Annotated in this window: 13 protein-coding genes, 1 tRNA gene and 2 pseudogenes; 6 read left to right on the top strand and 10 right to left on the bottom strand. The window is 65.0% G+C overall.

Features of this window, described 5'->3' with window-relative positions; all coding sequences use genetic code 11:
- Window positions 1-613: 613 nt before the first annotated feature.
- The 3 genes from Gocc_RS08955 to Gocc_RS17105 form a co-directional block, all read right to left on the bottom strand.
- On the bottom strand, window positions 614-1,651 hold the full coding sequence (locus Gocc_RS08955; protein WP_114796172.1) for an IS630 family transposase: 1,038 nt from the start codon (window positions 1,649-1,651) through the stop codon (window positions 614-616).
- Window positions 1,652-3,565: 1,914 nt separating this feature from the next.
- Window positions 3,566-4,138: a hypothetical protein gene (locus tag Gocc_RS08950; protein WP_114796171.1), complete on the bottom strand. Its 573-nt coding sequence runs from the start codon at window positions 4,136-4,138 to the stop codon at window positions 3,566-3,568.
- A gap of 5 nt (window positions 4,139-4,143) precedes the next feature.
- On the bottom strand, window positions 4,144-4,662 hold the full coding sequence (locus tag Gocc_RS17105; protein ID WP_422717990.1) for a MauE/DoxX family redox-associated membrane protein: 519 nt from the start codon (window positions 4,660-4,662) through the stop codon (window positions 4,144-4,146).
- Window positions 4,663-5,669: 1,007 nt separating this feature from the next.
- On the opposite strand from Gocc_RS17105, the gene Gocc_RS16935 reads away from it, so the two are divergent.
- Complete coding sequence (locus tag Gocc_RS16935) at window positions 5,670-5,801, top strand: hypothetical protein (RefSeq protein WP_281268435.1); 132 nt, start codon at window positions 5,670-5,672, stop codon at window positions 5,799-5,801.
- A 34-nt stretch (window positions 5,802-5,835) separates the two neighbouring features.
- On the opposite strand, the gene Gocc_RS08940 is transcribed toward Gocc_RS16935, so the two are convergent.
- Window positions 5,836-6,996 (bottom strand): IS256 family transposase, encoded by a 1,161-nt coding sequence (locus Gocc_RS08940; protein WP_181813502.1) that lies wholly within the window; start codon window positions 6,994-6,996, stop codon window positions 5,836-5,838.
- 197 nt (window positions 6,997-7,193) lie between these two features.
- Here Gocc_RS08940 and Gocc_RS17100 point away from each other — a divergent pair.
- The 3 genes and pseudogenes from Gocc_RS17100 to Gocc_RS16730 form a co-directional block, all read left to right on the top strand.
- Window positions 7,194-7,250, top strand: a pseudogene (locus Gocc_RS17100) (hypothetical protein); the annotation flags it as partial.
- A 35-nt stretch (window positions 7,251-7,285) separates the two neighbouring features.
- The gene (locus Gocc_RS16735) at window positions 7,286-7,870 is read left to right on the top strand and encodes a transposase (RefSeq protein WP_340148095.1); all 585 of its coding nucleotides are present in this window, start codon (window positions 7,286-7,288) and stop codon (window positions 7,868-7,870) included.
- 159 nt (window positions 7,871-8,029) lie between these two features.
- Window positions 8,030-8,350 (top strand): annotated as a pseudogene (locus tag Gocc_RS16730) (transposase); the annotation flags it as partial.
- Here Gocc_RS16730 and Gocc_RS17095 read toward each other — a convergent pair.
- The 4 genes from Gocc_RS17095 to Gocc_RS08915 all read right to left on the bottom strand — a co-directional run bounded on the left by Gocc_RS17095 (window position 8,347) and on the right by Gocc_RS08915 (window position 10,250).
- A complete protein-coding gene (locus tag Gocc_RS17095; RefSeq protein ID WP_114796216.1) occupies window positions 8,347-8,619 on the bottom strand; it encodes a response regulator transcription factor in 273 nt (90 codons plus the stop codon). The pseudogene Gocc_RS16730 and the gene Gocc_RS17095 sit on opposite strands and share 4 nt — an antisense overlap.
- A 197-nt stretch (window positions 8,620-8,816) precedes the next feature.
- The gene (locus tag Gocc_RS08925) at window positions 8,817-9,254 is read right to left on the bottom strand and encodes a recombinase family protein (protein WP_181813500.1); all 438 of its coding nucleotides are present in this window, start codon (window positions 9,252-9,254) and stop codon (window positions 8,817-8,819) included.
- A 169-nt stretch (window positions 9,255-9,423) separates the two neighbouring features.
- Window positions 9,424-9,948: a hypothetical protein gene (locus tag Gocc_RS08920; RefSeq protein ID WP_114796167.1), complete on the bottom strand. Its 525-nt coding sequence runs from the start codon at window positions 9,946-9,948 to the stop codon at window positions 9,424-9,426.
- Window positions 9,948-10,250 carry a helix-turn-helix domain-containing protein gene (locus tag Gocc_RS08915; protein WP_114796166.1) on the bottom strand — a complete coding sequence of 101 codons (303 nt, stop codon included), beginning with the start codon at window positions 10,248-10,250 and terminating at the stop codon, window positions 9,948-9,950. Before Gocc_RS08915 ends, Gocc_RS08920 begins: the two co-directional genes overlap by 1 nt.
- 75 nt (window positions 10,251-10,325) lie before the next feature.
- Between Gocc_RS08915 and Gocc_RS08910 the strand changes: the two genes are divergently transcribed.
- Window positions 10,326-10,622, top strand: coding sequence for a helix-turn-helix domain-containing protein (locus tag Gocc_RS08910; protein ID WP_114796165.1), 297 nt, complete (start codon window positions 10,326-10,328; stop codon window positions 10,620-10,622).
- Entirely contained in the window at window positions 10,619-11,695 is a 1,077-nt protein-coding gene (locus Gocc_RS08905; protein ID WP_181813499.1) for a tyrosine-type recombinase/integrase, read from the top strand. Before Gocc_RS08910 ends, Gocc_RS08905 begins: the two co-directional genes overlap by 4 nt.
- A 128-nt stretch (window positions 11,696-11,823) precedes the next feature.
- Here the strand turns inward: Gocc_RS08905 and Gocc_RS08900 are convergent.
- Both Gocc_RS08900 and Gocc_RS16150 read right to left on the bottom strand, forming a co-directional pair.
- A tRNA-Ala gene (locus Gocc_RS08900) sits at window positions 11,824-11,896 on the bottom strand.
- Window positions 11,897-11,920: 24 nt separating this feature from the next.
- Window positions 11,921-12,199 (bottom strand): glutathione S-transferase N-terminal domain-containing protein, encoded by a 279-nt coding sequence (locus Gocc_RS16150; RefSeq protein ID WP_181813498.1) that lies wholly within the window; start codon window positions 12,197-12,199, stop codon window positions 11,921-11,923.
- Between the last annotated feature and the right edge of the window lie 29 nt (window positions 12,200-12,228).

The following is a 12,228-nucleotide window of genomic DNA, read 5'->3' as shown; positions in this document are numbered from 1 at the left end:
GGCGGGCGATCGCCGAGATCGACCACCCGCGGCGGTGTAGAGCACTCGCTTCCACGAACTCCTCCTCTGTCAGCATCCCGCGCGGCCTCCTCTTGTCGCTGCGGCGGTTGACACCGCAAGCGTGGGAGGGGGTCCCGCTGTTGGCCTATGCGGCCGGCCCGACGCTCAGCTGAGGAACTTCGACGATCGAGGGTGGGGAACTTCGGCGATCGCCGTCAGAGAAAGATCTACAACACCCAACGGCCGCACGGCAGCCTCGGCTGGAAGACCCCGGCCGCCTACGCCGCAAGCTGGAGACCAAACTGACAACGCGACTCTCATAACGACCGGACCTACAAACGGGGGCCTGCCACCTCCTCCAGCGCCTGCTGCAAGATCAACCGCGCACCGAGACGGCCGATCGCCTCGATCGGATCCGGCTCGTCGCCGACACCGGCGACGATCTCTTAGAGCTCGCGGCGCAACCGCTCGCTCGGGACTATGCTCGCCATCAGGGCGTACCTCCTCGCCGACTACCAGGTCAACGCGGAGGCTACGCCCGACTCAATTCCCCCGGCTTACGGGACGCGACCACCTCGCAGGGTTACTAACTCGGCAGGCAATTGGCTGACGGTCAGGCTGCGTAGGCGACGTCGGGGTGGTGGAAGAAGCTGCGGATCACGTGTGGTTGTTTCTGACGGCGGTGGAGGTGGCTACGGGTGCCGTCGAGGAGCTCGTCCGGGTCGCGTGGCCTGCGCCGGGTGAGTGCGGCGTGCTTGGTGTCGTTGTTGAGGAGCTCGGCGGGGTTGAGCTCGGGGCTGTAGCCGGGCAGCCGGTGGACTTCGATCAGCTCGGCCCGCTCGGCCAGCCAGGCGTTGACGTTCTTGCCGCGGTGGACGGGGTGCCCGTCGACGATCAGGTAGAGCTTGCGGCCGGCCGCCTGCTTGAGCAGCCGTTTCAGGAAGTCGCGGTAGACGGCCTGGGTGAAGCTGCCCTCGAAGACGCGGAAGCAGAGCTCGCCCCGGTTGGAGACCGCCTGGATCACGTTGCAGCCGAACCGCCGTCCCGTCTTGCCGACGACCGGGGTGCGACCCCGGGGCGCAAAGGAGCGGCCGGCGGCCTGGTCGGAGCGGAGGCCCATCTCGTCGGCCCAAAGGATCCGCGCGCCTTCCCGCTTGGCTCGCGCCTCGATCGCCGGGTACTCGCGCTCCAACCAGCGCGCGACCGCAACCGGATTCTGCTCGAACGCCCGCTGCACCGGCTTCTGCGGCGTGAACCCCCACCGCTTCAGGTACTGACCGACCGTCGTCAGCGCGAGCTCGATCCCATACCTGCTGCGGATCAGCTCGCGCACGGCCTCGCGCGTCCAGAGAGAGAACGGCAGCCGCAGCTGATCAGGGTTGCGACCACGGATCGTCTGCACCAACTGCCCCTGCATCCACGGCGGCAACGCCTGCTGCTCCCCGGCCCGCCGGCCCCGCCGCCCCGCCGCCAACGCCGACTCGCCCTGACGCCGAAAACCGTTCACCCACCCCGACACCGTCTGTCGCGAAACCCCGAACACCCGCCCCGCCGCGGCCACGCTCAACCCCTGCCCGACCACCGCCGCGACCGCCAACCGGCGCACCCGCTCCTGCTCCGCCTGCGACCACACCCGAGCATCAGAAACCACACCCCAACACTACCCCAGCCGTCGGCTATTTGCTCGCCAGGTTAGTAGCCAGACCTCGGACGGTGAGTCGCGACCCGAACCCACGATGTCGAGTGGTTTGCTATTGCTGCGCGAGACACCGAAGACGCCAGACTCGTTGAGTACTCTGGATCATCGGCACGCGCCATCTAGCAACCAGCATCCGGTGGCTAATACACTCGTACGTAAGCGCTATACGCCAAGCTTCCAGCTTGAGCAGTTAGGCGGTAGCACCCCGCCCGCGGGACATTAAGCGAGGTCGGTAGGGGGCCAATGTGCCCAAGACCTACCGTCCCACCGGCTGTGGCCGACCCCAGACTACTACTAGTCAACGATCCCGCCAGGCGCCCGTTCGCAGCGCGTACGCTGAACCGCACCGTGGCAATATGATCGAACGATCGCGGCGAGAACAACCAAGGGATCTTCGCGTGAAGAGAGCCATCGCTCAATCGAACCGCGGGCCAGCGAGGTAGCACTGCATAGATGTCGCCATTGCCCGAGAGCGAGTCGATACGGATACCGTATTGGCGCGCCCACGCGGCCGGGTTCCGGGATGGGGGGGTTGTCCGGCAAGCCGCCACACCAATCGTGGAGGTGTCACTCGCGTACGACTTAGCGGACGCCCACGCTAGCCCGCCCGCAATCCAAACGGCAGCAACAGCCCCTAGCATCACCAGTTTCACGCGCAAACGGTAACGCCGCCTGGGCGGTCTCGCAAATGACAATGTCCTTCTCACTCGTCGCCCTGTCTGAACCTTCGCGACAAACTCGTCGCCATATCGGAAAGCCTTCATCGCTCACCTCAAAAACTCGCTAGAGATGAAACGTACCACATACTACTCGCAAGGAGAAGCAGAAAGGCAAGAACCCGCACGTCTCGAATGTGTGCAGTAGCAATCTCTGCCATTCGAACAGCCGGGGACTCTCCCGGGACGACAAGAGCGGCGCTCCACCCAGCAGCAAGGGGCCCTAGAAAGCCAACTGCGTAAGCCGTCCCTATCCACCACGGTGCGAACCCCATGAGAGCGGACGCCACCACAAGCCAGTACATCGAGGTCACGCGGTAGGTCGTGAAGCCAAGCCCGGTGTCCAGACCCCAGGCTAAGGACGCTCGTCGGATACCAAGGTCAGTTGCGATGCGCTCGGGAGTCTGACGTTGCCAAGAGAAAGCTGAGTAATTTGCTCGTCGAGCTACATCGCGTAAATCGGTCATGACACACATCAGGAATAGCGCCGCTACCAGATAGCCCCGCTGCGTGACGGGCAATACAGCGAATACTGAATGACCAAACGCGACAAGCACCGCGAACATCACTGTCGCACTGGCGATGAACCCACCGATGAAGCGAGAGATTACGTTTAGCTGGGGTCGAAGTTGTCCCTTCACGACGGACATTGTTCCGAGGAACGACAGTCCTCAGGGGCTAAACAACTGGACGAAACCCGCCGCTACGGCTAGGAGAATAATGACTTCAGTCACAATTGACAACTTTTCAACTCGTCAACAACCCGGTGCGATACTGTAATTCGAGCAGGAGAAGGGGCCGTCATAGCATGTTGGGCCGGTCGCGCATTCCCAGCACGACACCAAACCCGCCGGCGCGCAACATGTCCAACTTCGCTTGACTTTTCCCGTTGGGCACGAGAAGTTCCCGCTGCCTTGAGTTCCACCGCACCACGGCCCATTTGGAAACCAGAGGTCGCAGCAATATGGACTCGCGCGAGCGTCTGGAGCATCGACCCACGTCTTCGCGAGAGCGGCGACGAACGCAGCGCCGAAAAGCGATAGGCGGGTGAACGGCCCGCCCGTACGACGCATCTCGTCTCTCGCCGCCACCGGGAGGGACCCACGGGAGTCGTCGTCAATGATCCTGTCTTCTGTGCGGACGTCTGAGATCATGCTAGTACCTCCGGTCTAGTGGCGGGCGCTTGAAGCTGATGGGGGGCGGGAATCAGTGCATAGAAGCGCCGGATGGACGGGACAGCGAACGCACGAGCGATCTTGCCGTGCACCACTTCGACGGCAAGTGGTGTTACGTCAACCCCAAGTGGATTTGGGTCCCCGGGTGTCGCAATCGTTACCGGTAGATCAGACAATCCCTCGTAGTCAAAGCCGTTGTCTTCGAACCACTGGATGCCCTTGCGTTCTGTTTCCGCGAAGAGGATAAGCGAGGTTCCGAGGGGTAGACCACCGTTCAACGAGCGGACGATCAGCTGGCAGGTGCCGCAGCGGCTGTCGACGAAGAGCGCGAGGCCCTTGCTTGCCGTGTCGAGTGAAGGGTCGAGCCCGAACGCGCTAGGACGGCCGTCGAGACCGTCCCCCAAGTCGACTGGCTGCAGCTGATCGATAACGCCGGTTTCGCTGCGTATCTGCGCGATGTCTCTGTAAGTCTCTGCCAGAGCACCAAACAGCAGGAACTCTCCGACTGCGAGAAGAGCTATGATCGCGACGACAATACTGGACGTCATGGCAATCAGCCCCCAGCGTAGGCACGTCGGTCATTGCGCGCGCGACTGAATCCCTGCATGCACGAAAACGACCGCAGCAATGTCATTGCGACAAGGGCAATTACCATGACATCAAGGCGCGTTTCGAAAGTCGACGTTGGCAGGCTGCTAACTGAATACGCACCAACCGCCCACAGAGGCAGCAGTGCCACCTGATGCCAGCCAATGCGACGCCGCGAGACCGAGCCCAAGCAGCGGCACGGCACGTTCAGGTGTCGCACAGCGGCCCATGCACCCGCTGCGGCGAAGGACACGGCGAGAATTACGACCTGGACGGCGCCGATCCCGATCAGGCCTACGACAACGCTGAGCGGCACGCCAATCTCGCACGCAACGACGATGACCGCGGCCACTTCGGCTGCACGCCGTTGAAGCTGTAGCTCACCTAGCGACGCAACAAAGGCTTGGAAACTATGGACCTTCGACAAACCAGACCAACCGAGAACGGCACACGTAGCGATAGCGGCGGCGTATGAGACGGTCACTACCACCTGATGGCGATTATTCGATCAGGCCCAGATGCCGGGTCACGATCGACGACGCACACACGTGCCGTCGTATCATCACGTTCCCACCCGAAATTCGAAATCACTGCTGAGCTTTCTAGCCTAAGCGAAGGATCTCCAGGGAGTAACGCCCCCGGGATCAAGTTCGCAGGCTCGGTGACTCGGGTACTTTTCCAATGGACGACCGGGAAAGCACGTACGTCGGCCGTCGAACTGACGAGTGATGGCATGAGTGCGATGTGGTCGCCTACCTCGACCGCCCACCCGTCTGGGAAGCCTTCTATCGGAATTACCCCGGCTCGACTGGCAACCTGAACTCCGGCCGAGGACACTCCCGTCACGGACGACATGCCTTCCGAAGATGGCTTGGATGGGGTCACTGCAGCCAGCAGTTTCCCTGGAGATACTGCGAACGGCGCACCCATGGCCGCCAGCAAACTGCCTGAGCGCACTACGAAGGAACGTCTCGAGAATCTCAACTGTAACCTCCTACGATTAGCCCGTCCCTCTACATGAGCCAGCCTGCAACAGAATCCAAGTCAGTGTCATATGGTCCGCAACCTATGCTCGAGCAAACATCGGCGCGCCTCGCTATTCCACGGCCCAAGCTCGTCTGGCGAATGCAACCTGGTCTGCCAATAGTCGATCTGCCAACAATCGAATTTGGAAGAACGCGGAATGGACACCGGCGAACTAACGGCCATCGCGACGTGAGTGGCTGAGGCGAGCATGAGACTGACGTCTACACAACTACACGTCGACTCTCAACTTGGTCAAGATGTCAACTCATGACAATGTCCTTGTTCGCCGCGTCGCTCAGCGGCTGCGTAGCTGTTGGGAGAGCAAACGCTCTCGACCTGTCATCGCAACCTCCGGCCGCTGGCGTGCTGAGACGGACACGCTGGTTAGCGTCCCCGGTTGTGGTGTTTGAGTGACCACCGCGTCATCCTCGATCTGTCCGCGAAGACGATCGAAGGAGGAGCACGGTGGTCGAGGCCACCATGGACATTTCGAGCTGGCTGCGCAAGCAGTTGGAGTCGGCGTCCCCGGATTTGTTGCGTGAGATGGTGCAGGGGTCCGCGGAGGCGCTGATGGGTGGCGTCCCATCGTCCGGGTGAATTCGTCCGGGGGTAGCTCTGCTTGGATGCGATCTTAGGCTGCGATCACCTCCTCGGTCGAGGGTGTGTTCGGTTCGTTGGTGGTTGGGCTTCGTCGCAGCCGTTCGATCTCGGCGACCGCGCGCGGGCTCATGAGGACGCCGCGCCAGCCGCGCGAGGGGAGCTCGAGCACGGCCCAGATCAGGCAGAGCGCCGAGGTCTCGCCGGGGAAGCGGCCGATCACCTTCGTCCGTCGTCTGACCTCGACGAAGCTGCGCTCGAGCGGGTTGGTGCTGCGGATCCGCTTGCGGTGCTCGGAGGGGAAGCGCAGGTGGCAGACGAGCGCGTCGAGGTCGCGTTCGATCACGGCCATCGCCGAGGGGTACGCGGAGCGGTAGTCGGCGACCAGCGCGAGCAAGCCCGTGCGCGCCTCCGCCGCGGAGCCGGCCTCGTCGAGGATCCGCCAGTAGCGCGCCTTCAGCTCCCGGTGCAGCCGCTCGGGCAGCTTCTTGGTCACGTTGCGGAGCGCGTGGACGGTGCAGCGTTGTTCGAGCGCAGCCGGCCAGAGCTCGCGCGCCGCCTTCCAGAGACCGGGCGCACCGTCGGCGATCAGGAGCGCCGGCGAACGGAGCCCGCGCCCGATCAGGTCGCGTCCGAAGTCGAGCCAGTCCTCGTAGCTCTCACGGCTTCCGAGCTGGAGACCGAGCAGGACCTTGCGGCCCTCGAGCGTCACGCCCGAGGCGACGAGGACACCCTCGGCGGGCGTGTCGTCGGGCCGCAGCTTCAGGTAGATCGCGTCCAGGAAGCAGTAGACGAGGTCGTGCTCGTCCAGGCGCCGACGACACCAGGCGCGGTAGCGCTCGCGCGTGTCGGCGCAGATGCGGCTGACCGTCGACTTCGAGACGACCGGCCCCTCGAACGCCTCCTCGAGCGCCGCCTCGACGTCACGCACCGACAGCCCACGCAGGAAGGAGACGATCACCAGCGCCTCCAGCGCGTGCGTGCGCACCACGCCCTTGCCGACCACCTCGCTCGCGAAACCCAACGCAGACGCGTTGCGCAGCCGCGGCCGCTCCAGCGCGAGCGGGCCGCTCGTCGTCTTCACCGTCACCGACTCGTAGCCGTTCCGGTACGAGACCGGCTCGCCGCGACGCTCGTAGCGCCCTCGGCCGAAGAACTCGGTTAGCTCCTCCTCCAGCGCCTGCTGCAAGATCAACCGCGCACCGAGACGGCCGATCGCCTCGATCGGATCCGGCTCGTCGCCGACACCGGCGACGATCTCTTAGAGCTCGCGGCGCAACCGCTCGCTCGGGACTATGCTCGCCATCAGGGCGTACCTCCTCGCCGACTACCAGGTCAACGCGGAGGCTACGCCCGACTCAATTCCCCCGGCTTACGGGACGCGACCCGCTGATGGGCGCCAACGCTGACTCGCTCTGTGGTGCCGCCCATGGGGAGCGCTCGCCGGCGCGGGTCAACATCCGTAACGGCTACCGCGAGCGTTCCTGGGACACGAGGTCGGCACGATCCGTTGGCGATCCCGAAGTTGCGGGAGGGGAGTTACTTCCCCGACTGGCCGCTGCTGCCCGTGGCGGCGGGCCGGGCAGGCGCTCGTCAGCGTCGTCGCCGACGCCTACCTGGCCGGCATCTCCACCCGCAGGGTCGAGAAGCTCGTGCAGCAACTCGGGATCGAACGGCTCTCGAAGAGCCAGGTGTCGAGGTTGGCGAAGAGCCTGGACGAGCTCGTCGAGGACTTCCGCAGCCGACCGCTGGATGGGGCTCCCTACCCGTACCTGATGCTGGACACGCTCGTGGTCAAGTGCCGCGAGGGCGGCCGCATCGTCAACGCTTGCGTCGTGCACGCCGTCGCCTCAACAGGGAGGGTTTCCGCGAGTCGTTGGGCCTCGATGTCGTCACCAGCGAGGACGGGCCGCCTGGACCGCGTTCCTGCGCGGTCTCGTCGCCCGCGGCCTGCGGGCGTGCGGCTCGTCACCTCGGACGCGCACCCCGGCTTGGTCGACGCGATCGCCTCGACCTTGCCGGGCGCCGCCTGGCAGCGATGCCGCACCCACTTCATGCGCACCTGCTGACGCGGGTGCCCAAGAGCGCACAGCCGTTCGTGGCCACCTTGGTGCGCTCGATCTTCGCCCAGCCCGACGAAGCAAGTGTGCGTGAGCAGCTCGGCCGCGTCGTCTGCCAGCTCGAGGAGCGCTTCCCCGCTGCCGCCACGATGCTCGGTGGAGGCGGCCGAGATCCTCGCCTTCATCGGCCAGCCGAAAGAGCACTGGCGCCTGCTCTGGAGCAACAACCCGCTCGAACGCTTGAACCGCGAGATCCGCCGCCGCACCGACGTCGTCGGCATCTTCCCCGACCGCCCCTCGATCATCCGCTTGATCGGCGCCGTGATCGCCGAACAGCACGACGAATGGGCCGTCGCCCGTCGCTACATGAGCATCGAGTCGATCGCCAAAGCGCTCACCTCACACGAGGATGACACAGTCAAACTCACACACCACTTGACGGGACGTGGCCTCAGCCGTTCCCTCGTTACGCGGCAGACACCTGGCTAGCGCTGTGATACATCGACGCGAATTAGCTCAGAACGACGCCTCACACCAAGTTTCATCTTAAGCGCATCGGTATGCACGCGCACCGTCCGCACCGAAATTCCAAGTCGCTCCGCTATCTCAGTGTTGTCAAACCCTGCCTTCACCAGGCCCAACACTTCCGCCTGGCGTCGGCTCAACGCCTCCCCCGGCGGGCCGCTTCCAGATTGGACAGGTAGATGCCGCTCGACGCTCAACTGTCGATCGCACCTCCAACGAGCTGCCACGTGCATACAGACGGTAAATACCCAACTCCGCACGAGCCGCACGTCGCGCTTGCGCTGAACGTATCACAAGGCTTTAGACCACGTGCGACGGTCGATGCTCGCCTGAAAGGGAGAACTCCGTCGGCGCGCCCTTCCCGGGTCAGCGAACGTGAGCCGACGACTGCGAGCGCGGTACGCAGGAGGGCTTCCCCAACAAAATCAAGTCACGGCGCGCCCGTTCGGGTGAGGACGGCGCGCACTGTCGATGGCCACCATCGCCGACCACCCTGTGAAGTTTGGAGGCGATCGGCGTTGAGCCCGCGCGCGATCTCGGCGAGGCTCGTGCCAGATGCGCGCTCCTCACGGATACGCGCCATGACCTCGTCGGGAAGGTTTGACTTCCGCCCCGACCTCCCCGGCCCTCGCGGCGCCGCGCCAGCGGCTCGCCGCCGCTCGGCGAGGAACCGCTCCAGCTCGTCGACGGGGATGAGGTGTGTGCCCCAGTCCATCTCCAGCGCCTCGACGAACGGGAAGACACGCCGGTTGAAGGTCGAGGTACTGATGCCGAGTGCCTCGGCAGCCTGGCATCGGGTGTAGGCGAGCCTCTCGACGCGGGTCGCCTCGAGCACGACCCCCCGCTCGGCGACCGGGGCGCTCGCCACAGGTGCGTGACGATGTGCCTTCTGCGTTCTGCGCCGTAGCCGGCGGCGTGACATGCGAACAGCATACACAAACTCTGATCCGTATATGCACCATGGTGCATATGTGTCTCGCCGACTATTCAGACTGGCAGTTGCTGTACGCGCGGCCTTGGAGCGGGCCTGCGCTGAGTCAGCGTTCCATGGAGATGCCGCGACCGCGCGTCATCTGCCGCTCGAGCTCCATCAACCGGCGGAGGCGAACGAGTGGTTCGAGGTCGCCCTCTCGGCTGAGCGCTCCGAGCATGCGTGCGAGGTCCCCGGGTGAGGCGACCTGAACTCGCAGGCCCGGTCCGAGGAACTCGGCGGCCGCGTGGCGCCGGAGGTCGTCGTATCCGCGCGTCCCTTCGGGTCCGCTCACGATCTTGAGCTCGCCGGCCGAGGTGCTTAGAACCAAAAACGGCTCCCGCTCGAAGAGGTCGGGCGAGAGAGCCTGTCCATCCGAGGTAGTCGCATCGAGATGATCGAGTGCACGGACAAGGTTGCTGACGTTGGTCGGGTGGAGCGAGGGGGTGAGGTCGAGACCTCGCGTCACTTCGGCTGTTCCCTGGAGCACGCGAGCGAAACCGCCGATCACGACGTGGGAGACTCGCTCTCTGGCGAGGGTCGTGAGAACGGCAAACGGATCGAAGACGTCGGTGGGCTCGCGTTCGACCATTAGCCACGGCCTTCCCGCTCGTGCGCTAGTTGCTCGAGCATCTGCCGGGCGCGCTCCAGCGGCGAGAGCCTGAGTGCCTGTCGCAAACGCTCGTCGTCGGCCGTGTCCAGTGGGACGAGAACGAGAGGGAGGTCGTAACCACATGCTTGTACGCATGCGATCAGGCTCTCGACCGGCGGCGACACGATCCCCTGCTCCCAGCGAGCGATGACGGACCGGTCGCGCTGGGCGCGTTCCGCGAGTTCGGCCTGCGTCAGGCCGGCGCGTGATCGCGCCTCACGGATCAACTCGCCGCCACGCATGAGGCAATTCTACTGCTTTCCTCCGTAATGACTTGATATAAGCTCGTGATGCGTTTATGCTTTCTACTCCATCACATGAGGAGGGGCGCTGTGAACGAGCCGATGCTGACCGTCCGCCAGGTCGCCGAGCTGCTCCGCGTCCACGAGAACTGGGTCTACGACCAGGCCGCGGCAGGGAAGCTACCGAGCTACAAGATCGGGGGTACCCGTCGGTTTCGACCCGACGAGGTCGACGGTTGGATCGCCCAGCACCGCGACGCTTCAGCGCCCCGGGTGGTGGTGCACCGGCCCCGTCCAGTCAAACATCGGTCGGCGCGACCCACGCGGGCGGCTCAGCCCCGCCTGTTCGAGGACGGGCCCGCGGCCGCGTGAGACGGAAAGCCTGCATCGTCAGGCGCGGGAGCTCGTGGGCCGTCAAGCAGCCTCTTCCCCACGGGCGATACCGCTGGCAAACCGTCGGCTCGCGCAAGCGCGATGCCGAGTTGCTCCGGGACGAGATCAACCGGCGGATCGCACTCGGCGCCGCGTACCCGGCTCGCGCGCAGACGTTCGGCGAGTTCACGGCGACCTGGCTCGAGCGTTACGCCCAGCGCGTGCGGCCCGCGACCCTCGCGAGTTGTCACGGCTCGCTCAAACACCTATCCGTGTTCGACGGCTGGCAGCTCGAAACGATCCGCGCAGCCGACGTCGAGGATCACGTCTTCGCGGTAGCTCGCGGGGCTCCGCGATCGGCCGAGCTGATGCTCGACACGCTCAAGATGATCCTCCGCGCCGCGAAGGAGCGAGGTCAGGTGATCGACGAAGCGGCCCTCCGAGTCCGTCCCCCTCGACGGGAGCGCTCGGAGATGCGCTTCCTCGGCTGGCCGCAGGTCGACGACCTGGCCAGCGAAACCGTTGAGCCCTTCGGGAACCTGATCCGCTTCGCGTGCCTAACGGGACTCCGTCAAGGAGAGCTCTTCGCGCTGCGTGAGCGGACCATCGACCTCGCCGCCGGACGGCTGCTCGTCGAAGCCGGCGCCCGTGAAGGGAAGATCGTCCCGACCAAGACGAGCGCGGGCCGCCGGAACGTTCACTTCTCCGCTCGGGCTCTCCTCGTCCTCCGCAAGCAACTCGAGGCTCGCACCAACAACGAGCTCGGGCTCGTCTTCCCCACCCCAGGCGGCGCCGTGTGGCGCAAGGACAACTTCATGGCCCGGATCTTCCGGCCCGCGGTCGCCCGTGCTGGGCTCGCTCCGCTCCGCTTCCACGATCTGCGCCATACCTACGCGGCGCTCATGGTCGCTGCCGGCGCCCACCCAAAGCTCCTCCAGGCGCAGCTCGGTCACACCTCGATCAACGTCACGCTCAACACCTACGGGCACCTGTTCCCGGACGCCTTCGCGGACGTTGGCGACGCGCTCGACCGGCTCGTGCGCGGTCAGGCAAACCGCGCCACGGGCACGTAGCGGGCCCACTGATCTCCATCTCGAAGACGCTTGCGGCCCGATCTTCCACGATCCTCCGGGTTGCATATGGGTCGCAACGGGTGAGCGGCCCAGAAGGGGCACACATGAAAATCCCTGCAAATGACGGATGGAGCTAGGCGGACTCGAACCGCCGACCTCCTGGGTGCGATCCAGGCGCTCTCCCAACTGAGCTATAGCCCCGCGAGGCGAGCATTGTAGCGACGTCTACGCGGACGGGCCCGGCGACAGCCGCCCCTCGCTGATCGCCCGCGCCATCTGCGCCGATTCCTCGCGGAACCAGCTGCCGTCCTCGAGCTCGATCGCGGGCAGGCGACTCTGGCCCGTGTGCTCGATCACGGCCGTGCGGCGGCTGCGCGGCAGCAGTGTCTCCTTCACGACCTCGTACTCGATCCCCGCGTCGTCGAGCGCCTTCTGCACGCGCCAGCAGGGGTGCCTTTCGGTCTTGAGCCACATCACGGAGCAGCGGTGGAGCTTCACGGGCATCTCGTCCTCCGATTGTCGGCGTTCCCACG

The sequence above is a fragment of the Gaiella occulta genome (genome assembly GCF_003351045.1).
GTDB classification, from domain to species: domain Bacteria; phylum Actinomycetota; class Thermoleophilia; order Gaiellales; family Gaiellaceae; genus Gaiella; species Gaiella occulta.
This window is presented reverse-complemented; position numbering and strand designations above follow the sequence as displayed.